General features: G+C 66.0%; 20 protein-coding genes. 15 read left to right on the top strand and 5 right to left on the bottom strand.

What is annotated here, in order from left to right:
• Window position 1 precedes the first annotated feature (1 nt).
• The 5 genes from QZ497_RS13685 to QZ497_RS13665 all read left to right on the top strand — a co-directional run bounded on the left by QZ497_RS13685 (window position 2) and on the right by QZ497_RS13665 (window position 4,830).
• Window positions 2–814, top strand: a complete 813-nt coding sequence (locus QZ497_RS13685; RefSeq protein WP_295475782.1) for a CheR family methyltransferase — start codon at window positions 2–4, stop codon at window positions 812–814.
• Window positions 811–1,314 carry a chemotaxis protein CheD gene (locus tag QZ497_RS13680; protein WP_295475780.1) on the top strand — a complete coding sequence of 168 codons (504 nt, stop codon included), beginning with the start codon at window positions 811–813 and terminating at the stop codon, window positions 1,312–1,314. Before QZ497_RS13685 ends, QZ497_RS13680 begins: the two co-directional genes overlap by 4 nt.
• Window positions 1,311–2,369 (top strand): chemotaxis response regulator protein-glutamate methylesterase, encoded by a 1,059-nt coding sequence (locus tag QZ497_RS13675; RefSeq protein ID WP_295475777.1) that lies wholly within the window; start codon window positions 1,311–1,313, stop codon window positions 2,367–2,369. The genes QZ497_RS13680 and QZ497_RS13675 overlap by 4 nt, the downstream gene beginning before the upstream one ends.
• A 400-nt stretch (window positions 2,370–2,769) precedes the next feature.
• Window positions 2,770–3,426, top strand: a complete 657-nt coding sequence (locus QZ497_RS13670) for a response regulator transcription factor (protein WP_295475774.1) — start codon at window positions 2,770–2,772, stop codon at window positions 3,424–3,426.
• 144 nt (window positions 3,427–3,570) lie between these two features.
• Entirely contained in the window at window positions 3,571–4,830 is a 1,260-nt protein-coding gene (locus tag QZ497_RS13665; RefSeq protein ID WP_295476117.1) for an OprD family outer membrane porin, read from the top strand.
• Window positions 4,831–4,857: 27 nt separating this feature from the next.
• Here QZ497_RS13665 and QZ497_RS13660 read toward each other — a convergent pair whose 3' ends face one another.
• Window positions 4,858–5,769: a LysR family transcriptional regulator gene (locus tag QZ497_RS13660; protein ID WP_295475771.1), complete on the bottom strand. Its 912-nt coding sequence runs from the start codon at window positions 5,767–5,769 to the stop codon at window positions 4,858–4,860.
• Window positions 5,770–5,913: 144 nt separating this feature from the next.
• Here QZ497_RS13660 and QZ497_RS13655 point away from each other — a divergent pair, with 144 nt between their 5' ends.
• The 4 genes from QZ497_RS13655 (at window position 5,914) to QZ497_RS13640 (ending at window position 11,864) form a co-directional block, all read left to right on the top strand.
• Window positions 5,914–6,933: an alpha/beta hydrolase gene (locus QZ497_RS13655; protein ID WP_295475768.1), complete on the top strand. Its 1,020-nt coding sequence runs from the start codon at window positions 5,914–5,916 to the stop codon at window positions 6,931–6,933.
• 57 nt (window positions 6,934–6,990) lie between these two features.
• Complete coding sequence (locus QZ497_RS13650; protein ID WP_295475766.1) at window positions 6,991–8,421, top strand: mechanosensitive ion channel family protein; 1,431 nt, start codon at window positions 6,991–6,993, stop codon at window positions 8,419–8,421.
• A 200-nt stretch (window positions 8,422–8,621) separates the two neighbouring features.
• Complete coding sequence (locus tag QZ497_RS13645; protein WP_295475764.1) at window positions 8,622–9,083, top strand: AraC family transcriptional regulator; 462 nt, start codon at window positions 8,622–8,624, stop codon at window positions 9,081–9,083.
• A gap of 30 nt (window positions 9,084–9,113) precedes the next feature.
• Complete coding sequence (locus tag QZ497_RS13640) at window positions 9,114–11,864, top strand: winged helix-turn-helix domain-containing protein (RefSeq protein ID WP_295475761.1); 2,751 nt, start codon at window positions 9,114–9,116, stop codon at window positions 11,862–11,864.
• Between the two features lie 103 nt (window positions 11,865–11,967).
• Here QZ497_RS13640 and QZ497_RS13635 read toward each other — a convergent pair whose 3' ends face one another.
• A complete protein-coding gene (locus tag QZ497_RS13635) occupies window positions 11,968–13,416 on the bottom strand; it encodes a winged helix-turn-helix domain-containing protein (protein ID WP_295475759.1) in 1,449 nt (482 codons plus the stop codon).
• Between the two features lie 180 nt (window positions 13,417–13,596).
• Complete coding sequence (locus tag QZ497_RS13630; RefSeq protein ID WP_295475756.1) at window positions 13,597–14,547, bottom strand: GlxA family transcriptional regulator; 951 nt, start codon at window positions 14,545–14,547, stop codon at window positions 13,597–13,599.
• Between the two features lie 226 nt (window positions 14,548–14,773).
• Between QZ497_RS13630 and QZ497_RS13625 the strand changes: the two genes are divergently transcribed.
• The 6 genes from QZ497_RS13625 to QZ497_RS13600 all read left to right on the top strand — a co-directional run bounded on the left by QZ497_RS13625 (window position 14,774) and on the right by QZ497_RS13600 (window position 23,477).
• A complete protein-coding gene (locus QZ497_RS13625) occupies window positions 14,774–15,496 on the top strand; it encodes a pirin family protein (protein WP_295475753.1) in 723 nt (240 codons plus the stop codon).
• Between the two features lie 211 nt (window positions 15,497–15,707).
• On the top strand, window positions 15,708–17,882 hold the full coding sequence (locus tag QZ497_RS13620; RefSeq protein WP_295475749.1) for a TonB-dependent siderophore receptor: 2,175 nt from the start codon (window positions 15,708–15,710) through the stop codon (window positions 17,880–17,882).
• A gap of 339 nt (window positions 17,883–18,221) precedes the next feature.
• Window positions 18,222–19,475 (top strand): arsenic transporter, encoded by a 1,254-nt coding sequence (locus tag QZ497_RS13615; RefSeq protein ID WP_295475747.1) that lies wholly within the window; start codon window positions 18,222–18,224, stop codon window positions 19,473–19,475.
• Window positions 19,476–19,544: 69 nt separating this feature from the next.
• Entirely contained in the window at window positions 19,545–21,320 is a 1,776-nt protein-coding gene (locus tag QZ497_RS13610; RefSeq protein ID WP_295475744.1) for a S8/S53 family peptidase, read from the top strand.
• A 208-nt stretch (window positions 21,321–21,528) separates the two neighbouring features.
• Complete coding sequence (locus QZ497_RS13605; RefSeq protein ID WP_295475742.1) at window positions 21,529–22,815, top strand: M48 family metallopeptidase; 1,287 nt, start codon at window positions 21,529–21,531, stop codon at window positions 22,813–22,815.
• The gene (locus QZ497_RS13600; RefSeq protein ID WP_295475739.1) at window positions 22,812–23,477 is read left to right on the top strand and encodes a hypothetical protein; all 666 of its coding nucleotides are present in this window, start codon (window positions 22,812–22,814) and stop codon (window positions 23,475–23,477) included. The genes QZ497_RS13605 and QZ497_RS13600 overlap by 4 nt, the downstream gene beginning before the upstream one ends.
• Here the strand turns inward: QZ497_RS13600 and QZ497_RS13595 are convergent, their stop codons facing one another.
• Together QZ497_RS13595 and fabF are read right to left on the bottom strand one after the other, a co-directional pair.
• Window positions 23,478–24,701, bottom strand: a complete 1,224-nt coding sequence (locus QZ497_RS13595) for a multidrug effflux MFS transporter (protein WP_295475736.1) — start codon at window positions 24,699–24,701, stop codon at window positions 23,478–23,480. It lies immediately after the preceding gene.
• A complete protein-coding gene (gene fabF / locus QZ497_RS13590; RefSeq protein WP_295475733.1) occupies window positions 24,701–25,981 on the bottom strand; it encodes a beta-ketoacyl-ACP synthase II in 1,281 nt (426 codons plus the stop codon). The genes QZ497_RS13595 and fabF overlap by 1 nt, the downstream gene beginning before the upstream one ends.
• Window positions 25,982–25,990: the final 9 nt, after the last annotated feature.

Here is a 25,990-nt window from a genome sequence, read left to right as displayed (position 1 = left end):
GATGGCCGATGCACTCAAGATGCCGACACTCGGTGACAGCGAGTTCCGGCAGCTGCAAAAGATGATGGCCGAGGCCTCCGGCATCCAGCTGGCCGACAACAAGCGGCCACTGGTGGCCGGGCGTCTGATGAAGCGCCTGCGCCACTACCGTCTGGGCAGCTTCAGGGAATACCTGCAGTTGATCGAACAGCCGCAGTACCGCCAGGAAAAACGCCTGGTGGTCGACCTGCTGACCACCAACGAAACCTACTTCTTCCGCGAGCATCCGCATTTCGACTTCCTGGGCCAGTGGGCAGCGCGGCAGCGTGGCTCGCTGCGCCTGTGGAGCGCCGCCTGCTCTTCCGGCGAGGAGCCCTACAGCATCGCCATGGTGCTCAGTGAACATGCTGCGACCAAGGACTGGTCGATCACCGGCAGCGACCTGAGCCTGAGCGTGCTGAAAAAGGCCCAGGACGGCATCTACGATCTCGCCCAGGCCAAGTACTTCCCCGAAGGTTGGTTGCAGCGCTACTGCCTGAGCGGCATCGGCGACATGAGCGGGCGCTTCCGCGTGCAGGCGGCCCTGCGTGAACGACTCACCCTGCGCGAGGTCAACCTTGTTCAGCCGCTGGCCGAAGACCTGGGGCCGTTCGACGCTATCTTCCTGCGCAATGTCCTGATCTATTTCGACGGTGACGAGAAGAAACGCATCCTGCAACGCGTCATCGGCCAGTTGCGCCCAGGAGGGCTTCTGTTCATTGGTCATGCCGAGAGTATCCATGGCCTGCAGTTGCCTGTGCGACTGGTCCAACCCTCGGTATACGAATGTCTGTGATTTCTTCGCTTTTCCTGCGTCCAGGCGACTATTTCTTCGGTCGCCACGATGGGCCGGTCACGACGCTGCTGGGCAGCTGCGTGTCGATCATCCTCTGGCACCCGCGTTGGCGGCTGCTGTCGGTGTCCCACTACGTACTGCCACGCGACCCTGCACGCAGCAACGGCCCAGACGAAGACGCCGATACCCGTTACGGCGAGGCGGTGTTCCGTCGCCTGGAGCAAGACATGCAACGTTTCGGCACCCGCCCCGGCGAGTACCGCAAGAGCCTGTTCGGTGGCGGTACGCTGAACGGCTCACCGCGCCGCGGCATGCGCCAGGTTGGCCATAGCAACAGCGAATTCGCACTGCGCCAGTTCCAGCAACGCAACTGGCAAGTAGACCATTGTGACCTGGAGGGCGACCTCTATCGGCGCCTCAGCATCGACGGCCACAGCGGCCGCATCGACTGCGAGCGCAAGCTGATGAGGCTGGCCTTACAGCAGAGACGGATATCATGATCAAGGTTTTCATCGTCGACGACTCGGCCCTGGTACGCCAGGTTCTGACCGGCTGCCTGGACAATCATCCGGGTATCAAAGTCATCGGGCAGGCCGGCGATCCGTTGTATGCCATCGAAAAGATGCGCCGCGACTGGCCCGACGTGCTGATTCTCGACATCGAGATGCCGCGCATGGACGGCCTGACTTTCCTGCGCCAGATCATGAGCGAGCGACCGACGCCGACGCTGATCTGCTCGACCCTGACCGAAGACGGTGCCGGGGTTTCCGTAGAAGCGCTTTCGGCCGGCGCCGTCGGCGTGTTCACCAAAGCGCGCCTGGGTCTGCGCCAGAGCCTGGAGCAAATGTCCGGGGACCTGATCCGCAAGATCGAAGAAGCCGCCCGCACACGCCCGCGGCTATTCAACGCTGTGCCTGGGCTGGCAGCGAAGAAAACCCAGGCCCCTGCCCCGGTCAGCCCACTCCTGCAGACCACCGACCGGGTGGTCGCGCTGGGCTGTTCCACAGGCGGCACCCAGGCACTGGAATACGTACTTCGGCAGTTGCCGCGTGACTGCCCGGGCATTGTGATCGTTCAACACATGCCGGAGAAATTCACTGCGGATTTCGCCCGGCGCCTGGATAATCTGTGCCAGATCGAAGTTCGCGAAGCCAAGCACCTTGATCGCGTGCATACTGGCCTGGCCCTGATCGCTCCAGGTGGTTTCCACATGCAGCTCAAGCGCAGCGGTGCGCATTATCAGGTCGAGGTACTCGACGGCCCACCGGTGAATCGTCACAAACCTTCGGTGGACGTGCTGTTCCGCTCCGTGGCGCGCCATGCAGGGGCTAACACACTGGGCATCATCATGACCGGCATGGGTGACGACGGTGCTCGCGGCCTGCTGGCCATGCGCGAAAGCGGCGCACAGACGGTGGCGCAAGACGAAGCCAGCTGCGTGGTGTTCGGCATGCCCAAGGAAGCCATCCGCATGGGCGCGGCGCAGACGGTGGAACCGTTATCCAGGGTACCGCTGCTGATCCAGCAGTTCGGTGACCATGCTCGACACGGCTGACGGATCAGCTGGAATCACAGGACAAGGACGCCTGCCTGTGGCGTCCGCGTCAGCACGACGGATGCGGATCGAAGTATTCGCTTCGATATGGCAACTCAGCCAGATCTGCCACGGGATACAACAACGCCACCTGAACGCACAAGTTGCGCGAAGACTTGACGGGAATGAACCTTGGCGACGCACGATTCACCGGACGGGGTAAACCTCGGTACAGGCTCCTGGAGTGAATGCCGAAAAGTAAACAGGCGAAAAATCAAAGTTTACTTATAGTGAATAAACACATTGCACCTGGTCTCGATGCAGTACGGCACAACTAACAACGCAGCGCTAACGCCCGCAGAAGTTTTCAAACCACTTGCGAAGACGGCATCCCAACACTCATGCGCCACAGGCCTGATCTATGCCTTGCCGAATCTTGCTCGCCGATGACTACCCGCTATTCAGGGCCGGCATCCGGGCACTGCTGGAAAAACACAACGAATACGAAATCGTCGGTGAAGCCGACGACACCCTGAGCGCCATCGAGCTGGCCGTCGTGCTGGCTCCTGAAATCGTGCTGTTGGACATGTCGGTGGAGCGCACCGCCAGCGTCCAGACACTGGAGGAACTTGCGCTGCACGCACCGCATTGCAAGGTGCTGATGCTGTCGATGCACACCGATTCGGAATTCGTCATGAAGTGCCTGCAACTGGGCGCCCATGGTTACCTGCTCAAGAGCGCCAGCGTGCTGGAGCTGGAACTGGCGCTGCAGGCCCTGCGCCGTGGCGATCAGTACCTGTCTTCGGCCGTGGTGCCACTGGTGGTCAGCCAGGCCGTCAAGAAAGCCCAGGGCCAGACGGTGCGCAACGGCAGCGTGGCACTGACCGAACGGCAACTGGAAATCCTGCGCCTGATCGCCCGTGGTGAATCGACCCGCTCCATCGCGGTTGGCCTGGGCCTCTCGGTGAAGACCGTAGAAGCCCACCGCTCGCAGGTCATGCACCGCCTGGGCATTCACGATATCGCCAGCCTGGTGCTGTTCGCCGTGCGCGAGGGCATCATCGAAGTCAACGACTGAGCAGCCTGCCGCCACCTGGGCACATCCCCTCAATCCGCCAGGCCTGGCCACCGCGATAGTGTGCCTTTGACAGCGGAGGCTTCAGGCATGCGTGGATTCATCTGGCTGAGCGGTCTCTGGCTGGGGTTGCTGGCTCAGGCGGCGATGGCCGATGAAGGTGGTTTCTGGGAAGACGCCAGGGCCAACCTGGACTTGCGTAACTACTGGCTGTACAGCGACTACCGGCATGATCGCCAACGCGAACAGAACTACCGACGCGAATGGGCGCAGGGCTTCACCGCCCGCTTCAGTTCCGGTTACACACCCGGCCTGGTGGGCCTGGGCGTAGAGGCGCACGGTTTCGTCGGCCTGCGCCTGGACAGCGGCCGCGGCACCGCAGGCACCGGCCTGCTGCCGCTGGACAGCGATGGGCGCGCCGAACCGGACTATTCATCCGCAGGCGCGGCGCTCAAGCTGCGCCTGGGCGATACCCGGCTACTGGTCGGCGAAATGGAGGTGGAAACCCCGGTGTTCGACACCGCCGACAAGCGTCTGCAAGCCGGATATGCACGGGGCTGGCTGCTCGACAGTCAGGCCCTGCCGAGCTTGCGCCTGGTCGCCGGGCAGTTCGATGCGTTCAAGAACCAGGACCAGTCCAGCGGCCACGGCGACTTCCAGGGCTACGGTGCCAGCACCGCCGGTCGCAGCCTGCGCCTGGCGGGCGTCGAGACCCGCGGCGACCAGCCGCTGGGTGCCGCCTTGTATGTCGGCGAGCTGAGCGACACCTGGCGGCAGTACTACTTCAACCTGCATGGGCTGCATCCGCTGGCGGGTGACGCGACACACTTTTCCTGGGACGCCAACCTGTACCGGACCCTGGACAGCGGCAACGCCAGGGCCGGCGCCATCGCCACCACGGCCGCAAGTCTCATGCTCAAGCTGCGTCACGGTATTCAGGTCTTCAGCCTCGGTTACCAGAAGATCCACGGCGATACGCCATTCGACTTCGTCGGCGGCGACTCGATCTACCTGGCAAACTCCATCAAATATGCCGACTTCAACGGCCCCGGCGAACAATCCTGGCAAGCCCGCTACGACCTGGACCTGAGCCGCCTGTGGGACGGCCTGAGCTTCATGGGACGTTATGTGCGCGGCAGCCACATCGACGGCAGCCATGCGCCCGAGGGCGGGGCCTACAACCCGTTCGACGCCGACCTGGAGCGCTACGTGCCCGCCCAGGGCAACGGCGGCCGACATTGGGAGAGCGACCTGACCCTGGCCTACAAGGCCCCAGGAGGCGCGCTCAAGGACCTCTCGGTGGAACTCTCCTACGTCACCCATCGCGGCAATGCCGCGCAAGGCAACGATGACCTGGATCGCGTCTACCTGATCGTGCAATACCCGTTCGACCTGCTGCCGCGCTGACCATCGGCGCCGCACACCATGCAGGCCTCAGGCCGGGTCGCGATCACCCGCCTCGATGCTGCCTTCCAGACGCTCCTTGAGGAATTCGATGAAGGCCTGCACCGGTCGCGACGTCTGGCGATGCTGCGGGTACACCGCCGAGAGGGTCAGCGGTGCCGGGCGCAGGTCGTCCAGCACCCGAACCAGGCTGCCGCTGCGCAGTGCCGCGCCGACGATGAAGGTCGGCAGGTAAGTGATGCCCAGGCCGGCGACGGCTGCATCACGCAGCAGGTCGCCGTTGTTGACGCGCATGCGCCCGGCGACGTTCACGGTGGTCGGTTTGCCCGCCCCTTCGAAGCGCCACTGCACCTGGCGGCTATGGCCGTAGGGCAGGCAGTCATGTTCGTGAAGCTCTTCCGGGCTGGCTGGATGCCCCCTCTCGGCCAGGTACAGCGGGCTGGCGCAATACACCCGCTCAATGCTCGCGATACGCCGGGCGACCAGCGAAGAGTCCTCCAGCGTGCCGATACGCAACACCAGGTCGTAGCCCTCGCTGATCAGGTCCACGGGGCGGTCGCTGAGGTCTACCTCGATACTGACCTCCTTGTAGCGCTGCAGGAACAGCGGCACCAGGCACCCCAGGTGAGCGATGGCGAACGACAGCGGCGCACTGATGCGAATGGTGCCGCGCGGCTCGCTGTTCTGCCCGGCGATGCCCTGCTCGACCTGTTCCACTTCGCTGAGCAGGCGCAACGAGGCTTCGTAATAGCTGCGCCCCAGTGGCGTGACGTCCAGGCGTCGCGTCGAGCGGTTGAGCAGGCGTACGCCGAGCCGTTCTTCGAGCTGCATCAGGCGCCGGCTGACGAACTGCTTGGACAACCCAAGCTTCTCGGAAGCAGCGGTGAAGCTGCCCGACTCCATCACCTGGCAAAAGATACGCATGTCTTCGAAGGGGTTCATTGTCTCTTCCTGATTGACAGTTAAACGCCTTATAGCCGCTTTTTCCCCTGATGGCACCAAATTAATCTGTGTCCACGTTGCAAGCGAGCCCGAACGCTCACCACAACCAACACTTATCCAATTGAAAAGACTAGGGAAAAAGCCATGAAACCGATTCGCCAAGTACTCGCCGCCAGCCTCCTCGCATTGTCCGTCAACAGCGCCTTCGCTGCCGGTAGCCCCGGTGTGGAACACGACACCCAGGCGTTCCTGGAGGCCCTCGCCGCTGGCGGTGGCAAGCCCCTGGAGCAACTGAGCCCGAAAGATGCCCGGGCCGTGCTGACCGGCGCCCAGGCCTCGGTGAAGGTGGACCTGTCGGGCGTGGAAGTGACCCCGCGCACCATCAAGGCCGACGGCCAGGAGATCCGCCTGCAGATCGTCCGCCCCGCCAAGGTCAAGGGTGACCTGCCGGTGTTCATGTTCTTCCACGGTGGCGGCTGGGTGCTGGGGGACTTCCCGACCCACCAGCGACTGATCCGTGACCTGGTGGTGGGTTCGGGGGCCGTAGCGGTCTACGTCGACTACACGCCGTCGCCGGAAGCCCACTACCCGACCGCGATCAACCAGGCCTACGCCGCTACCCGCTGGGTCGCCGAGCACGGCAAGGAAATCGGCGTCGACGGCAAGCGCCTGGCCGTGGCCGGCAACAGCGTCGGTGGCAACATGGCGGCAGTGGTCGCGCTGATGGCCAAGGAGCAGAAAACCCCGGCGCTGCGCTTCCAGCTGCTGCTGTGGCCGGTGACCGACGCGAACTTCGATGACGGCTCGTACAACCAGTTCGCCGAAGGGCACTTCCTGACCAAGGGTATGATGAAGTGGTTCTGGGACAACTACACCACCGATGCCAGCGAGCGCGCGCAGATCCACGCCTCGCCGCTGCGTGCCAGTGCCGAGCAACTGCGCGGCCTGCCGCCGGCGCTGGTGCAGACCGCCGAGTTCGACGTGCTGCGCGATGAAGGCGAAGGCTATGCCCGCAAGCTGGACGCCGCTGGCGTACCGGTCACCGCCGTGCGCTACAACGGGATGATCCACGACTACGGTCTGCTCAACCCGCTGAGCCACATCCCGGAAGTCCGCGCCGCGATGCGCCAGGCCGCCGGCGAGCTGAAAGCCCACCTCAACTGACCCTGCCCAGCCAGGCCGTGCGAACGGCCTGGCGCCTTGCCTTGCGGAGCCGCCGTCATGTCCCTGCTACTCGATCACCCGCTGTTGTGGAGCGCGTTCATCCTGCTGGCCGATGTCTCGCTGTGGCACCTGCTGCCCCAGCCCCTGCGCATCGCCCGCGCCGCGCTGCGCCTGACGCTGTTCATCGCCTACGGCAGCCTGCTGATCAACAGCGGCATCAGCCCGCTGCTGGCCCCGGCCTGGGGTGACGACAGCGTCATGCAACTGGGCGCCACGGCGCTGGCGATCCTCTGGTGGCTGTACGCGGCGCGGGTCATGACCGTGCTGATCGGCCTGGCGCTGATGCGTCGGGTCGGGCAGTCGGGCCGCCTGCTCCAGGATGTGTTCGGTGCGTTGATCTTCCTGGCCTGTGCAGTGGCCGCCGCCGGCTATGTACTGGAACTTCCGGTCAAGGGCCTGCTGGCCACTTCCGGGGCCATGGCGATCATCGTCGGCCTGGCGTTGCAGAGCACACTCAGCGACGTGTTCTCCGGCATCGTGCTCAACGCCACGCGCCCCTACCAGGTGGACGACTGGGTGACCCTCGACGGCGTGGAAGGCAAGGTAGTGGACGTCGACTGGCGCGCCACTCACCTGCAGACCAGCGCCGGCGCCACGGCGGTGGTGCCCAACTCGGTGGCGGCCAAGGCCAAGATCGTCAACCTCAGCCGGCCCAGCCACATGCATGGCGTGTCGATCAGCATCCAGGTGCCCAAGCACGTGCGTCCACGCCGGGTGCTCGACGCCCTGCAACGCGCGCTGCAAGGCAGTGACAGCCTGCTGCTGACCCCGGCGCCCAAGGCCGTGCTCAAGGAGTCCGGGGAAAGCATGGCCGAGTACGTGGCCAGCGGCTTCATCGCCGACCTGTCGCGCAAGGGCGAGGTGCGCAACCAGCTGTTCGACCTGGCCCACCGGCACCTGGAAGCGGCCGGCATCATCCGCCAGAGCGAAGGCAACAGCGCACCCACCTCGCGGGCCAGGGCGCTGCTCGACGAGGTCAAGGTATTCCGTTCGCTCAGCGATGCCGAACGCGACCGCCTGGCCGAGTCGATGATCGCCGAGCAGTACGTCGCCGGGCAGGTGGTGCTGGATGTCAACGAGGTGGCCGACTCGCTGTTCGTGATCGGCACCGGGGTGGTCAGCGCAGCGGTGATGGACGGTGAGCAGCGTGTCGAGGCCGGGCGCATGGGGCCGACCGAGATCATGGGCGAGCAGAGCGTCTTGGGCGACACGCCATCGGAGGCCAGCTTCACGGCATTGACCTCGAGCATCATCTACCGCATCGACAAAGCCACCGCGCGCGCCTGCCTGGAACAGTGCAAGCAGGTCAATCGGGCTTTCAACAAACTGCAGGCGGTACGTCAGGAAAACAGCCATGCGGTGTTGCTCGCCCGCCCCGTGCAAACCCGCAAAGCGGGTTTCCTGAGCTGGCTGCAACGCCGCGTCTGAGGCCGCCGGGCGCTCTGGCCCGGGACCTGCCGGGCCTGCATTGCAAAGCAAAAAGCCACTATCGAAGCCGCCAGAATTAACAACGATTAACTCGTCATACCTCTTCGTCCCACCAAAAATGAAGGCCTCTGTGCGGACGTTTGCCCATGGAAGGTGCGGGCTAGTACCAGGCAGCGATGCCTCCCCGAAACTTACGGACAATGGCCATGACTCAAAATTCCCGACTCCCGCGAAGCCTACCCTGTGCCCTCTGCGTGCGCCTGCATACGCCGACACGCCCGGCGAAAACGGCACCCGGCGGACTCAGCCCATGGCGAGAAAAGCTGGCCAAGCAACTGATCCTCGACAATCTGGGGGAGAACATCGAAGTCACGGTTCTGGCCCAGGCCTGCGCCCTGTCGCGCAGCTACTTCTCGCGAGCGTTCAAACGCAGCACCGGCCTGTCACCGCAAGAGTGGATCCGCGAGCAGCGCATCCTGCGTGCCAAGTGCCTGATCGCCCACACCGACCTGAGCCTGACCCAGATCAGCCAGGAATGCGGGTTCTGTGATCAATCGCACTTTTCGCATATCTTTTCACGCAGCGAAGGCATCACGCCCTTGACCTGGCGCGGTCATGCGCTAAAGAACCCCCAGGGCCGCGACATGCAGATCGCGACCTGACCTCATCGGCTCATGCTCAGGAATCCGGCCGTGCTGCCCACTTGTGACCAGGCTTTGCAATTCGGCCCCTACCGTATCTACCCGCAGCAGCGCCTGGTGCTCGACACCGACCAGCCCTTGCGCCTGTCCAGCCGCGCCCTGGACATCCTGCTGGTGCTGCTCGAACAGCCTGGCGAGGTGGTCAGCCGTCAGCACCTGATGAGCCGCGTATGGCCCACCAGCGTGGTCGAGGACAGCAACCTGCGCGTGCACATGGCGGCGCTGCGCAAGGCCTTGGGCGACGGCCAAAATGGCCAGCGCTACATCGTCACCGTCGCCCAGCGCGGCTACAGCCTGGTGGCGCCGGTGGTGCGTCTGCAGCATTCAGCGCCGAGAGTCGAGCCCACGGAGCCCACGATGGCCAGCCACAACCTGCCACCCCGCCAGGCGCGGCTGATCGGCCGCCAGGCCGTGGTCGAGCAGGTGCTCCAGCACATGCACGAGCAGCGTCTGATCACCCTCACCGGGCCGGGCGGCATCGGCAAGACCTGCGTGGCCCTGAGTATCGCCGAGCAGCTGATCGGTCATTACCGCGATGGCATCCGCCTGCTCGACCTCGCGACCCTTTCCGACCCGCTGCGCGTGGCACCGCAACTGGCCGCGCTGCTGGAGCTGGCACCGGACGCCGGCGATCCTCTAGGCCCACTGTGCCACTGGCTGCGTGACCGGCACCTGCTGCTGGTGATCGACAACTGCGAGCACCTGATCGATGCGGTGGCCGTACTCTGCGAACAGATCCTGCGCAGCGCCCCCCAGGTGCATATTCTCACCACCAGCCGCGAGCGCCTGCGTGCCGAAGGTGAAACCGTACAGCGACTGGACGGCCTGGACTGCCCACCCGGCGAGCTGCCCGAGGCCCAGGCCCTGGGTTTCGCTGCCGTGCAACTGTTCCTGGAACGGGTCGCGAACGGCTCGGAACCCGTGAACCTCGATGCGCATGACATCGCCCTGGCCAGCGACATCTGTCGGCACCTGGAGGGCATTCCGCTGGCCATCGAACTGGCCGCCGCACAGGTGGCCGAGCTGGGTCTGCAGGGCCTGCATCAGCAATTGCAGAACGACCCCGGGCTGAGCATCGCCGCTCGTCCGGACGGCACACCGCGCCAGCAGACCCTGCTGGCCACCCTGGACTGGAGCTTCAACCTGCTCGCCCCCGGCGAACAGCTGTGCCTGAACCGCCTTGCGGTGTTCAAGGGGCGCTTCGCCCTGGACTCGGCCCTGGCGGTGGCCGGCGACGCCCGGTTGCCCAGCTCGGATCTGAGCCACGTCATCGGTCAGTTGGCCAACAAGTCGATGCTCAATGTCGAGATCGACGATGACGAAGTCTTCTATCGCCTGCTCGGCACCACCCGCCTCTACGCGCTGGACAAACTGCGCCAGAGTGGCGAGTTGCCCGCCACCCTGGAACGCTATGCCGAACACTGTCTGGCACTCATGCAGCAGGCTCGTGACGACTGGCAGCGGCTGCCCACCCGGCAGTGGCTGGCACGCTATGCGCGCTGCCTGGATGACGTGCGCGAAGTGCTGGACTGGGGACTCAACGGTGAAGGGCCACGGGCGCTGGCGGTGTCGCTGGTGGCGCATTCCGCACCGCTGTGGCAGGAACTCTCGCGACTCAAGGAACATGGCAGCTATGTGCGCAAGGCCCTGCAGGCCCTGCATCAGGGCAGCAGCCGCTGCCCGCGCCTGGAGCTGCAACTGCGCCTGGCACTGGGCAATGATCATTACCACAGTCGCGGGCCGGACCTGGAAACCGTGGATGCCTTCGTAGAAGCGCGCCGCCTCGCCGAACAGGCCGGTGAAGCCGATGGCCTGATGCGCGCAGTATCCGGGCACATGGCGGTCAATCTGTGCCGTGGCGACTATCAGGCCGCCTGGCGGCAGAGCCAGCAATTCGACCAACTCAACGGCGCTGCCGCCAACGACCTCAGTGCCCGTCGCCTGCAGGTACTGGCGCTGCACTACAGCGGCCGACAGGGCGCCGCCCGGCAGCTGGCCGAGGAAGTCATCCAGAGCCTGGCCTCGAGCGGACACGCCAATCGCTTCAGCTACGGCTTCGGTATCCAGTACGACCAGCGCGTCGCGGCGCTGACCGTGCTGGCACGCATCCTCTGGCTGCAGGGTGAACTCCGGCAGGCCCAGCACATCGCGCATCAGGCCCTGGAACTGGCCCTGCAGATCGATCACGGGCTGTCGGTGTGCTACACCCTGGCCCTGGCCGGCTGCCCCATCGCGTTGTACAGCGAGCAGCCGCAGCAGGCCAACGAACGTGTGCAACTGCTGCTGCGCCACGCCCATCGACATTCGGTAGTGCTGTTCTATACTTGGGCCCAGCACTATGCGCGGCTGCTGAACCTGCCGGTGCAACCCGCCAGCCCGGCCACCGGCCTGCTACGTGACATCCTGCTGACCCTGCGTGGCGGGCCGGTCGGCAGCGAGCAGCTGCAACGCGCCCGGCTGGGCGAGGCCGGCTGGTGCACGGCGGAACTGCTGCGTTGCCACGCCGAAGCTCAGGCCGACGAGCGTACCGAGGGGCAACTGCGCCAGGCCCTGGAGATCGCCCGCCAACAAGGCGCCAAGCTCTGGGAACTGCGCAGCGCCATCAGCCTGGCGCGCCTCTGCCAGGCCGAGGGCCGCAATGCCGAAAGCCAGGCCCTGCTGGTGCCGGTGCTGGCGGGGTTTGCCAGCGACTGCGAAGTGCCGGAACTGCCCGCAGCGCGAGCGCTGCTGAGTGGGGAATGAGCACGCTTGGCAGCTCAAGCCGCGGTCGGGTGGCGATCCACCGGGCTGGTGGACCAGCCTTTTTTAGCCGCACGGCCGAGCGCCAGTACTTTTCGTACAAAACCTAACCTGTAGGACCGGCTTCAGCCGTGAAGACACGGGACTCCCGCTCTTCCAGCCTTCGGGTGTCGCCATCCCGCCCCATGGCTGTCCAGCGTTCCACAGTCCACCCCAGCGGCCAGTCCTGGCGCCCGGCCAGGGCATGCAGGCGCACGATCTGCAGGAGTCGGTAACGCCCACCCTGCTGATCGACGACCTGAACAAGCAGCGACTCTTCCTTGAGCCGCAGCAGCCCTTCGCGCAGTTGCTCCACGGCGTAATCGGCGCCACACAGCGCACAGGCCGCCGAAGCGAACGTGAAGACGGCGGGCAAGGCCGCCAGACCCATCAACAGCCTCTGCTGCTGTTCCTCCAGCCGCGCATGGCGCCAGTCCAGCGCCGCCGCCAGCGACTGCTGGCGTGCGATACCGGTACGCCGTGTCAGGCCGAACAGCCAGCGCGGGTCGGCCATCTGCGCCCGCAGGCCGGTGAGCGAGAACACATCGAGCTGCGCTGCCAGCAGTTCGATGGCCAACGGCAGGCCGTCCAGTTCCTGGCACATATCGGCCACCACCGTCAGCTCGCCGTCACGCAAGACATAACCCGGCTGGCAGGCCTGGGCGCGACTGATCCACAGTTGCACCGCCGCGCCCTGCACGCCGCCCTCCAGCCCGCTGACCCGATGCAGATATTCCCCTGGAATATTCAAGGGCCGTCGGCTGGTGGCGAGCAGTGTCAGCTGCGGCGCAGCCGCACACCACTGCAGCAGCACCTGCCGGCACTCGGCCGACAGGCACTCGGCGCTGTCGAGCAGCAACAGGCCCTGAAGGGTGGCCTGCGCCGTCCCGGCCGGCCACAGCGTCTGTAGGCGCGACGACAACTGCCCTGGCCCGAGCGTGGCGCAATCGATCAGCCAGACACCGTCGCGGTACAGGCCGATACGCAATTCGGCCAAGCGGCAGGCCAGACGGCTCTTGCCCACCCCGGCAGGCCCGACCAGGGTTATCTGGCGTCTGGCTGCCAACTGGTGCGCCAGCGCCGCCAGCTCCGCATGCCGGCCGATCATCGGGGTCAGGGCCGCCGGCAGGTTGTGCAGCGAGCAGGTCGCGTCAGTGCCAGGCTTGCCCGTTTCGACGGCGTGGCTCACCGGAGCGATGAAACTGTAGCCACGTGGCGCGACGGTAGCGATGTAGCGCTGGCCATTGCGCCCACCTCCCAGCGAGCGTCGCAAGGCAGCGATCTGCACGCGCAGGTTGACTTCCTCGACCACCGAGTCGGGCCAGACCTGTTCGATGAGTTCCTGCTTGCTGAGTACCGTACCGGCACGCGTCACCAGAGCGTGCAGGATATCCAGGGCGCGACCGCCCAGTGGCAGAGGCGTGCCGTCGCGCAGCACCTGGCGGCGCCGTACGTTGAACACGTAGGGACCGAACACCAGCACCGCTTCGGCAGAAAGAGCGACCAGACTGTTCATGCGCACTCCCACGCACTGCCCGAACGTGTCCGCACAGCGCCTGATGGTCAGGAATTAGAGAGTGTTTATCTTCGCAGCCAGGGGAATCGAAACAATCGCGGCGGGGGACTCGATCCGGTCATTGCGGTGCCCTATGCGGACACCCGCCTGAAAGGCACGGCCAGCGCGACACTCAGCCGGTCAGCTGAACTGCTCGCGGTACTGCACCGGGGTCAGCCCGAGCCGGGCATTGAACAGCTGGCGCATGTGCCGAACGCTGCCAAAGCCACTCTTGTAGGCAATGGTCTTGAGTGGCAGGTCGGTGATTTCCAGCAGGCTGCGGGCACGATCGATACGCGCGTTCTGCAGGAACTCCATGGGCGTCATGCCCATTTCACGCGCGAACAGCCGCGAGAAGTGCCGGGCACTCATGTTCGCCAGCGTCGCCATGCGCTCGACGGTAAAGGGTTCTTCAAGCTGCTCCAGCACCTGATTCTGCACCCGGTTCAACAAGGTCTCCGGCCCCGCCAGGGTATTCATCAACGGGCTGAACTGCGCCTGCCCGCCCTGGCGCTTCATCAGCACCAGCAGCACCTTGGCCACGTCCTGGGCGACCTTCTTGCCATGGTCACGGGCGACCACGGCCAGGGCCATGTCGATACCGGCAGTCACCCCGCCGGAGGTCAGCAGCTTGCCGTCCTGCAGGTGAATGTGATCGGTTTCCACCAGCGCCTTGGGAAAGCGCTTGATCAGCCGCTCGGTGTAATGCCAGTGAGTGGTCACCCGCCGCCCGTCCAACAGGCCCGCCTCCCCGAGGATGAAGGCGCCGGTGCAGATCGAGCCATAGCAGTCGGCACGCTGCACGGCCTCTTGCAGCCAGGCCAGCACCTGCGGCATGTGCCGGTCATAGGCCCCCGGACCGCCCGGTACCAGCAGCAGGTCGCAGGGCTCGCTGGCCTGCGCCAGGGTCAGGTCGGCGTGCACCACCACACCGTTGGAGGCACGCAACCCGCCCGGCTCGGAACCGACGGTAACGATGCGGTAATGATCCTCGGCCGGCAGGTAGCGGTTGGCGATGGAAAACACTTCCAGCGGTCCGGACATGTCCAGCAGCAGCAAGTCCGGAAAGACCAGCATGAATATGGTTTTCATGGGCAGGCAGTCATGGCGTCAGAAAGAGTCATCAGGGTAAGGCCGAGTCGTACACAGCTGCTTACAAGAGTTAACAGATAGTCAGATGCGCGTCGAAAACTGTCAACTCAAATGTGACAGTCATTCATGATTGAGCTACTTATTGCGACAGTGCTTCGGCGGTAACCTTGCTTCCAACACACCGACACCTGAATCAGCAGGGTCGGCAAAGAATGGAGATTCCATCATGCTCACTCTTCGCAAGGCTTCCGAACGCGGTGCGGCCAACCATGGCTGGCTGAACTCACACCACACCTTCTCCTTCGCCAACTACTACAACCCGCAGGAAATGGGCTTTTCCGACCTGCTGGTGATCAACGACGACCGTGTCCAGGCCGGCAAGGGCTTCGGCCAGCACCCGCACCGCGACATGGAAATCTTTTCCTACGTGCTCGAAGGCGCGCTGGAGCACAAGGACACCCTGGGCACTGGCTCGGTGATCCGCCCTGGCGACGTGCAGTTGATGAGCGCCGGCAGCGGCGTGGCGCACAGCGAGTTCAACCATTCGCATGACGAACTGGTGCATTTCCTGCAAATCTGGATCGTGCCCAACGTCAGCGGCGCCACCCCGAACTACCAGCAGCAGCACTTCAGCGCCGAAGACAAACGCGGCCAGCTGAAGCTGATCATCTCGCCGGACGGCCAGGACGGTTCGCTGCAGGTGCGCCAGGACGCGCGAGTGTATGCCGGCCTGTTCGACGGCGCGGAAAAGGCCCAGCTGCAACTGGCCGCCGACCGCTACGCCTATGTCCATGTGGCGCGCGGCAGCGTGACCCTGAATGGCCAGGCCCTGAATGCCGGTGACGGCGTCAAGGTGCGGGACGAGCAGCTTCTGGAGCTGAGCCAAGGTACCGATGCCGAAGTGCTGGTGTTCGACCTGCGTGCCCAGGAACGCCCTAGCCGACCATGACCCCGACACGCAAAACCCGTGTCTTCACGCCCTCCAACGCCGCGGATTCGCGGCGTTGTCCTTTCCGCGAAGGCCCTGCGTCGGGCCTGCCAGCGCCTCTGCCATCGAAATTTTCGATTAACACGCTTTTACAGACCGACAGATCCTGACACAATTATTGCTAACGATTCTCATAACCATAAGCCTTAGCAGTTCATCAGGAGCCCCTTTCATGTCGCGTCGTATCGCTCGGCAGCGTTTCAGCCCGTCCCGTGATCTCTTGGCCGTGGCCATCTGCATGGCCTCGATAGGCCAGGCCTGGGCCGCCGAAACCTCCCCGGATAAACCGGCCAGCCTCAGCCTGGGCGCGATCGCCATCGACAGCAGCGCCCTGCCGGCCGAGCTGGGCAGCACCACCGAAGGCAGCCGGTCCTACACCACCGGCAGCATGGCCACGGCGACCAAGCTGCCGATGAGCCTGCGCGAAACGCCTCAGTCCGTGACGGTGATCACCCGTCAGCGTATGGACGACCAGGACATGACCAGCATCAACGACGTGGTCAGGGCCACACCGGGGCTGTTTCTCGACTATTCCAGCGGCCCGGGCCGACAGACCTATTCGGCACGCGGTTTCGACATCGACAACCTGATGTACGACGGCATCCCCAGCGGCTACAACGGCAACAGCGTTGGCGCCCAGCCAAACCTGGCGATGTTCGACCGCGTCGAGATCGTGCGCGGTGCCACCGGCCTGGTGACCGGGGCCGGCAACCCCTCGGCGGCGGTCAACCTGGTGCGCAAGCGCCCGCTGGCCGAGCAGAAGGTGACCCTGACCGGCGCCTTGGGCAGCTGGGACGACTACCGGGGTGAGGTGGATGCTTCCAGCCCGCTGAACAGCAGCGGCACCCTGCGCGGCCGCGTGGTGACCTCCTACCGCGACGCCAACAGCTTCATCGACCGCGCCGAGGAAGACCACGGCCTGTTCTATGCCGTCACCGAGGCCGACCTCAGCGACGACACCACCCTGACCCTGGGCTTTTCGCACCAGAAGGACAAGACCAACTACTTCTGGGGCGCCTCGATGGTCGGCCTGGACGGCCACCACCTGGATCTGCCGCGCTCCTACAACCCCGGCACGAGTTGGGAAAACAAGGACCAGGAAATCAACACGGTGTTCGCCGAGTTGCGCCAGCGCCTGGCCAACGACTGGCAATTGCAGGTCAACGCCAACTATGCCGAGCAGAACGCCCTGTTCTCCGGCTCGTATCAGTCGCGCTGGGTCAACAACAGCCTGGCGCGTACCGTCTACCAGGCCACCTACGACGAGAACCAGGCCGGCGTGGATGCCTTCGCCAGCGGCCCGTTCCAGGCCTTTGGCCGCACCCATGAACTGGTGGTCGGCGCCAGCAAGCGCATCTACGACATGACCACCCACAACTACAGCCCCTATGACCTGAACTGGCCGCTCAACGGCGGCAAGCCGAACTTTACCCATACCAACAACGCCCGCACGGTGACCACCCAGGACGGCGTGTACCTGACCACCCGCCTGAGCCTCGCCGACCCGCTGAAGCTGATCCTCGGTGGCCGCCTGGACTGGTACGACTACGACAACCGCGATGGCGACGGCGACTACAAGGTCACCCGCAACGTGACCCGCTACGCCGGCCTGATCTACGACCTGGACGAGCACCACTCGGTGTACGCCAGCTACAGCGACATCTTCACCCCGCAGAGTGAGAAGGACACCTCCGGCAGCCCGGTACGGCCGATCGTCGGCAAGAACTACGAGGTGGGCATCAAGGGCGCGTACTTCGACGGCGCGCTGAACGCCAGCCTGGCGCTGTTCCGCATCGACCAGGAAAACCGTGCGGTGGACGTGGTGGTACCGAACTGCCCGCAAGCCAGTTGCGCGGAAGCCTCCGGCGAGATCCGCAGCCAGGGTATCGAACTGGAACTGCAAGGCGCGCTGACCGAAAACTGGCAGGTCGGCGGTGGCTACACCTACGCCCGGGTGCATACCCTCAAGGACGCCGCCAATCCGCAGAACGTCAACCAGCGCTTCGACACCGACACCCCGGAACACCTGTTCAAAGTGACCACCACCTACCACCTGCAGGGCCCGCTGGAAAAACTGCGCGTCGGTGGCAGCGTCTACTGGCAGAGCCGCCTGTACAACGACATCGCCCTGGCCGACGGCGGCAGCTACCGCCTGGAACAGGGCGCCTACGCGGTCACCGACCTGATGGCCGGCTACCGGGTCAACCAGAACCTCGACCTGCAGCTCAATGCCAACAACGTCTTCGACCGCAAGTACTACTCGTCGATCTCCAACTCGACCAGCTACGGTGGCGACACCTACGGCGCGCCGCGCAACCTGATGCTGACTGCCAAGTACAGCTTCTGAAGCCGGGTTCACGCAGCCCCTCTGCCAGCCCTGGCAGGGGCGGCTGGGCCGCAATACAGTGCAGTTAGGCGTTGTGTGGCCCGGTGGGAGCGGCTTTAGCCGCGATAGCGCCAGAAAATTCACTGTATCTATCGTGAACCTGCGGTCGCTTCGCGGCTAAAGCTCCTACCCGGCCTAACTGACCCGTATTGGCCTTGGCCGGGATACGGCTGCACGCCGGCCAAGAACTCCCGATCAAGCTCGGGGTCTGTGCAGGATCAAGGCGCGTCAATTCCAGCAGTCTGCGGACCATGGCATGATCGCCCGGTCCCAGCCCTGCTCCCTGCCTGAGAAACCTGAATGCCTGTCATCGACCCTGCCGTGGGTATCTGGATCGTGGCCGCCGTCGCCACCTGTGGTGTCATCCTGCGCCCCTGGCGCGTGCCGGAGTATGTCTGGGCGCTGCTCGGTGCCCTGTTGTTGGTGGTGCTGGGCTGGATCACCCCCGGCACCGCGCTCAAGGCGGTGGCCGAAGGCGGTGATGTGTACCTGTTCCTGGTGGGCATGATGGTGCTGGCCGAGCTGGCGCGCCGCCAGGGCCTGTTCGACTGGCTGGCGATGTACGCGGTGCAGCACGCCAGGGGGTCGGGCACACGGTTGTTCAACCTGGTGTTCCTGGTCGGTACTTTGGTGACGGTGTTTCTTTCCAACGACGCCACGGCGGTGGTGCTGACTCCGGCGGTGTATGCCGCCTGCCGCGCTGCCAAGGCCGAGCCGCTGCCCTACCTGTTCATCTGTGCCTTCATCGCCAATGCCGCCAGCTTCGTGCTGCCGATCTCCAACCCCGCCAACCTGGTGGTGTTCGGCACCCAGATGCCGCCGCTGCTCGACTGGCTGCGCCAGTTCACCCTGCCCTCGCTGGCGGCCATCGGCCTCACCTACCTGGTGCTGCGCCTGACCCAGCGTCGGCAGATCACCCAGCCGCTGGCCACCGCCATCGAACTGCAACCGCTGTCGGGCGGTGCCCGCCTGTGTGCGCTGGGCATCATGGTTACCGCGCTGGTGCTGGTGAGCACCTCGGCGCTGGACCAGCCACTGGGCCTGCCGACCTTCTGCGCCGGCCTGGCCACTGCCGCCCTGGTGCACCTGGGCCAACGGCGCAGCCCGCTGCCGCTGCTCAAGGGCGTGGCCTGGGGCGTCCTGCCGTTGGTGGCCGGGCTGTTCGTGCTGGTCGAGGCGGTGGCGCAGACCGGGCTGATCGAACGCCTGGCCCATGGCCTGGCCGACCTGGCCCGCCACGACCCGGTGCAGGCCAACTGGGCCGCCGGACTTGGTTCGGCGCTGGCCGGCAACCTGATGAACAACCTGCCCACCGGCCTGATCGCCGGCTCCATCGGCCATATCGTGCAGCTGCCCACCGCCACCACCGCCGCGCTGCTGATCGGCGTCGACCTGGGTCCCAACCTGTCGATCACCGGCTCGCTGGCGACCCTGCTGTGGCTGGTGGCGATTCGGCGCGAAGGCAAGCACGTCGGCGCCCTGGACTTCCTGCGCCTGGGCGTACTGGTGATGCCGCCGGCGCTGCTCGGTGCGCTGCTGGCCTTGCATATCTGAGCGGCCACCGGTGAACGAAGCGGCGCCCGGCGCAGTCAACACCACGACTCGCCACCGGACGCCGCTTGCATGCCTTTACGCCCCGTCGCCCTGGCCACGCTGTTCGCGCTGGCCGCCCCCACCCTCGCTGCCGAACCACCCCTGCGCCTGGCAACCCTGGCCCGCTGCGGCGACCTGCTGGACAGTCGCCAGCAGGACTGGTGCCTGGGCGTGCGCGGCCTGGGCAGCGCCACGCCCACCCTCCGGCTGGGCGACCAGCCATTGCCCGCCAGCAGCGTGCAGCGCGACGGCGACACCCTGCGCCTGCGCATCGATGCCCAGGCACAACACAGCGCACCGCTGTGGCTGGAAGACGGCGCCCGGCAAAGCAACGCTGTATGGCTGACCACCGGCAACAACCATGTGGTCGCCGCGCGCCCCGATGAAGTGGCGCAAAACATGGATGGCCTGACCACCTATGTAGACCTGGTCAGCGTGATCATCGAAGAAAGCCACGACGGCCGTCAGGAGGCGCAGCGCCTGGCGGACAAATACGGCGCCCAGGTGGTGGGCAGTATCGCCCCGCTGAACCTGTACCAGTTGCGCTTGCCCGCCCACGACCTGACCCAGCGTGACGCCCTGGTGCTGCGCCTGGGCAGCGAGGTCAGCGTCGACGCCGTGGTGATCGAAGAGTCCGCCGCCGAAGAAGCCGAGCAGGCCGCCGCACCACGCCCGAAAACGGAACCAGAACCGGAAAAACCTGCCGCCGACTCGGACGAATGGGCGGCCAATCGCTTCGTCGATGCGGTGAACTACTACCAGCGGCGCATCCCCGGCCGCCAGGCGCCGATCCAGCCACAGCCGGTGCGCATCGGCCTGATCGAGCGCGATGTGGACTTCGACACCGCCGACTTCGCCGACTACCTCGGCCCCTGTGCCGTGCCGCGCACTTGCGTGTACGCCCGTGATGCGGCCAAGCCCGACGCCCATGGCAGCACCGTGGCCGGCATCCTCGCCGCCAGCTGGAACAACGGCGGCAACACCGGCCTGCTGCGCGGGCTGGATAAATCCTCCGGCGGCTTCGAGGTGATCGTCGAACGCAATTCCGATGCCGGCATCACCGCCAACATCGCCGCCTCGGTGAACCTGGTGGAAGACGGCGTGCGGGTGCTGAACTGGAGCTGGGGCATCCACCGCGTCGGCGCGCGTACCGTAGAGGGCGAAGAAGTGGACTCGCTGCTGCGCTCGGGCATCGCCATGAGCGGCTACGAGGAACTGCTCGAAGAGTTCTTCCTGTGGTTGCGCAAAGAGCATCCGGACGCGCTGGTGGTGAATTCCGCCGGCAACGGCGCGTCGTTCTCCGGCACCGACGACTACCGCCTGCCGTCCTCCTTCGTGACCAGCCAGCTGCTGGTGGTCGGCGGCCACCAGCGCAGCGAACGCCCCGGCCTGGCCGTGCAAGACCCCGGCTATGCGGTACGGCGTCGTTCGTCGAACCTCGACCGCCGCGTGGACATCACCGCCGCCGCCTGTGCCCATGCCTCCACCACCGAAGCCGGGCAGACCGGCGCCGTGCACTGCGGCACCTCCTATGCCACGCCCATGGTCGCCGGTATCGTCGCGGCGATGCTGTCGATCAATCCGCAACTGCAACCGGCGCAACTGCGCACCCTGCTGCGCCGCAGCTCGCTGCCGATCGGCGCCAACTACGACTTCGAACCGGTGGATGCCGAAGACCTCACCGCGCCGATCCTGCCGTCGGAGCGCCAGCATCGCCTGGATGACCCGGATGTCGGTCGTTCAGCGCGCCTCGACATGCAACAGGCGCTGGAGCTGTCGGTGCAGAGCCGCGACCGACCCCGCTGAGTGCGCGGCTTGTGATCACTGGCCCGATTGTTGTGCCCGGCGGCCAAGGCGCTTGGCAGCACCACGACGGGGTACTTCAATAGCGTGCCATCCCTTGCTCGGATACTCCGATGCCCGCCTTCGCTCGATCATCGCGAGGTCGGCCAGACGCCTGCCTCACAAACACCCGAACCGCACGCCCGGTCGCGCCCGCCAAGGCGGCGCAGCCATGAACCGCTGGCGCTGGTTCCTGCCCATGTGGCTCGTGCCCCTGGCGCTGATGACATGGAGCACCCTGCAAAATCATCGAGGCGATTACCCGATGGCCACGCTCAGCTACTGGCTGGCGGTCGCCGCACTGCTGGTCGGCCCGGCCTGCTGGCTGAAACTGCGCCTGGATGCCTGGCGCGCGCGTCGCTCGCAAGACTTCCTGCACGAGCACCTGGCCAGCAGCTGGCAGGCGCTGGGCCGCTGGTTGAGTGCCTATGTCGGGTTGCTGGTGATGTCGCTGGGCTGTGGATTGCTCTACGAGCTGCACTGGGGCTGGAACCACCTCAAGGACGGCGGCTGGACCATCCTCATCTTCGGCATACCGGTGGTCTCCGGGTTGCTCATCGGCGCCCGCCTGGTCCAGCGCCTGCGCCAGCGCTGGCAGGCCCTGGGTGAGCCGGGGTCGAGCTTCCTCGGCCGCCGCCTGACACGCGAACAGATGCCTCAGGTGTGGCGCTGGGTAGAGGCACTGGCCGAGCGGGTCGGCGCCCCCAGACCTGAGCACATCGTGGTCGGTATCGACCAGTCGTTCTTCGTCACCAGCGTGCCGGTGCTGCTGCAACCCAGCGGCGAACAACTGAGCGGACGCACCCTGTACCTGCCACTGACCTACCTGTCCTCAATGAGCCAGGCGGAAAGCGCGGCCATCATCGGCCACGAACTGGGGCATTTCCGCCACCAGGACACGGAGCGCAGCAGCGAGGTGTCGGCGCAGTTCAGGCTGATGTCCGTGCATTTCGCCAGCCTGCTGGACGACGACGGCCACCCGCCGGGCTGGTTCGAACGCCCGGTCATGTGGCTGGCCGGGGAATTCCTGCATCACTTCCAGGTGGCGGTGCATCACTGGCGCCGCGCCCAGGAACTGCTGGCGGACCGCGCGGGCGCCGAAGTCGCCGGCGAGCGACTGTTCTGCCAGGCCCTGCTGCGAGTCATCGCCCTCGACCGGGTCATCGACCAGCTGCTGGGCGAGGGCCGCCAGGGCAACCTGGTCCAGGCGCTGAGCGAACACTTGCGGCATACACCGCCAAGTCTCGACCAGAGCCTCATGGCGCAGGCCCTGGCCCACCCGTTCGACACCCATCCGCCTACCCAGCAGCGCCTGGTGGCGCTGGACATCGCACTGGACGAGCCGCTGCTGGCCGAAGCCACTCGCCAACCCACCGATGCCGACCGCCAGTGGTTCGCGCAACTGACCGGGACCTGGCAACCGGCGGAGGACACCCCTCGACACGGAGCCCCTGCATGATCTGCCGCGATGCCCGTCTGTTCGACATGGCCGAGTCCCTGACCGAGGCGTTCGCACAGCATAGCGTGGAACAGCTGCACCTCGCCGCCGCCGAGCGCCAGCGCGTGCTGGCCGCCGTGCCAGACATCACCACCCTGGTGCTGACCCGCCGCGTGCAGCGACGGCTGCTGTGCGTCACCTTGTTGATGTTCGTGCTGGGCGGCCTGTGCCTGGGTGAGGCGAACAGCCGCCTGCTGGGCGGCGCTTTCGTGGTCTGCGGCCTGTTCTTCTGCGCCGGTCTCTGGCAACAGCGCCATGCGAGCCGCCAGCCGCTGCTGCGTCTGACCCCGAACAGCCTGTGGTTTCGCAACCTTGATAGCGAGCTGGCGTTGCGCGACATCGTTCAGGCACGGGTCAAGGGAGGCCGCCAACTGAGCATCACCCTCACCTTGCGTGAAGGCACCTCCCTGCCCTCCTGCCACAACGCCTTCGGCGCCCTGCAGCCGAAAGCGCGTGTGCGGCACGCGCGGCGACCCCAGGTGCAGCTGTCGATACCCGGCCTGGAATACCGTGGGCAGTGGCTCGACACCCAGCGACTCATCAACCTGCTGCTGTCCTACGGCGCCGCGGCCCAGGCCAAGGAAGAGCTGCTGGCCATCCGCATACTGCAGCCGCGCTGGTAGTCAGCGCGCCTGCAACGAGCCGATGACGAACAGCCCCAGGCCCAGCAGGCAGACCGCAGCCTGGGTAGCGCCCAGCGTGGTAACCGGTGCGTAGCTGAGCACCGAGCCCAGCCAGGTGGTCAGTGCGCCGCAGCCCATGGTCAGGAAGCCCAGCAGCGCTGAAGCCAGGCCCGCCTGCTTGCCGAACGGCCCCATGGCAATGGCGGTACCCAGCGGGTTGGCCAGGCCCATGCCACAGAGAAACACCACCATCGAGGTGCTGTACCAGGCCAAGCCCGGCTGGCTGGGCCCCCACCACAGCAGGCAGGCCGCCAGCAGCGCGGTGGCCAGGCCCAGGGTGGTGATGGTCCGAGCACCGAAGCGCCGTGCCAGTCGCGGTGCGGCCAGGCCACTGCCGAACACCATGAACACCGTGGCGGCAAAGTACCAACCGACCTGCAGCGACGACAGGCCGATGCCGGTCATCAGAATGGCCGGTGCCGCCGCGAACGAGGCGAACAGGCCACTCATCAGCAGGCTGACGGCCATCGCCGGGAAGAAGAACCGCCCGTCTCTCAGCAGTCGCAGATAAGCGACGATGACCTGCCCTGCCGACAGCCGTGTACGACTTTCCGGCGGCAGGGTTTCGCCCAGCCTGCGCCAGTAGAACCAGGCGGTGAGCAACGCCGCCAGGCCCACGACGACGAAGATCGCCCGCCAGCCCAGCGTGGCGTTCAACACCCCGCCCAGCAGCGGTGAAAAACCCGGCGCCATGGCCGTGGCGATCATGGTCAGCGACAGCGCGCGGGCCAGGGTGTCGCCCTCGAACAGGTCGCGGGCAATGGCCCGGGCCAGCACCGCCGCCGCACAGATGCCCAGGGCCTGGATGATCCGGCCGACGATCAGCATCTCCAGGGTCGCCGCACTGCCGCCCACTGCGGTACCGATCACGAACAGCAGCAACCCGCCCAACACCAGGCGCTGGCGGCCATGGCGGTCAGCCAGGGGTCCGACCAGCAGTTGCGCCAGGGCGAAGGTGAGAAAGAAGCTCGACAGGGTCAGGCCCAGCTCGCGGGCTGACACGCCCAGTTGCGCGCCCATGTCCGGGAAAGCCGGGATGATGATGTTGGTGGACAGAATGCTCAGCGCCGACAGGCCAGCCAGCAGCGCGATGATCCGGCCATTCAGGGTCGGCCCGTCAGCGCGCTCGGCGTTGCGGGCGGCGGTCTCCAGGGCGGTGTTCATCAGGCCCCCTCCCAACGGCGGAACAGCACGCTGGCGTTGACCCCGCCGAAACCGAAGCCGTTCGACAGGGCATGAGTGATCGCCATGTGCCGCGCTTCAAGGGCCACCAGCTCCAGGCCTGCGGCGGCCTCGTCGGGCTGCTGCAGGTTCAGGGTGGGCGGCACCACCTGGTCACGCAGCGCCAGCACGGTGAAGATCGCCTCGATGCCGCCAGCGGCGCCCAGCAGGTGGCCGGTGGCCGACTTGGTCGAACTGATCGCCACGCCGCTGCCGGTGCCGAACAGCGCACCAATGGCCGCCAGTTCACCCTTGTCGCCGACCGGCGTGGAGGTTGCATGGGCATTGATGTGTTGCACCTCGGCAGCACTCACGCCGGCTTGCTGCAAGGCCGCCTGCATGGCCCGCCGGGCACCATTGCCATCTTCCGGGCCGGCGGTGAGGTGATAGGCATCGGCGCTGGTGCCATAGCCCACCAGCTCGGCCAGCGGGGTCGCCCCGCGCGCCAGGGCATGCTCCAGCGACTCGATGACCAGCAGCCCGGCGCCTTCGGCCATGACGAAACCGTCACGCTCACGGTCGAACGGCCGCGAGGCCTGCTGCGGGTCGGCAGAGGTGGACAGCGCACGCGCGGCGGCGAAGCAGCCGAGGGTGACACGATCAATGGCCGCCTCGCTGCCGCCGCACAGGGCGATGTCCGCTTCACCGCTGCGGATCATGCGCGCCGCATCGCCAATCGCCTGCACGCCTGCGGCGCAGGCGGTAACCGGCGCGCCCAGCGGCCCCTTGAAGCCATGGCGGATCGACACGTTGCCAGCCGCCATGTTGGCCAGGAACGACGGTGCGGTGAACGGCGACAGGCGTCGCGGGCCGCGCTGGTCGGTGGTGCGCACCGACTCGGCCATGGCCCCGAAGCCCCCCACGCCCGAAGCGATGAGGGTCGCAGTGCGCTGCTGCTCGGCCTCACCCTGCGGCTGCCAGCCGGCCTGGCGCAAGGCTTCGTCGGCGGCCACCAGGGCGAACTCGATGAAGCGGTCCATCTTCTTGCGCTCCTTGGGCGGGATCACCGCGTCCGGGTTGTAGCCAGCCAGCGGGTCGTCGGCCAGCTCCGGCACCTGCCCGCCGACGCTGACGCCAGTGCCCTCGGTGAAGTGCTCAGGCAGCCGAACGATGCCCGACTGCCCGGCCAGCAGGCGCTGCCAGGCGTGTTCGACGCCACACCCCAAGGGGCTGACCAGGCCCATGCCGGTGACCACGATGCGTGTGTGCTGCTGATTGTTCATTGCCATTTC

The organism is uncultured Pseudomonas sp. (assembly GCF_913777995.1).
Classification (GTDB): Bacteria; Pseudomonadota; Gammaproteobacteria; order Pseudomonadales; family Pseudomonadaceae; genus Aquipseudomonas.
The sequence above is the reverse complement of the archived record's forward strand: the minus strand, read 5'-3'. Positions and strand labels throughout refer to the sequence as shown.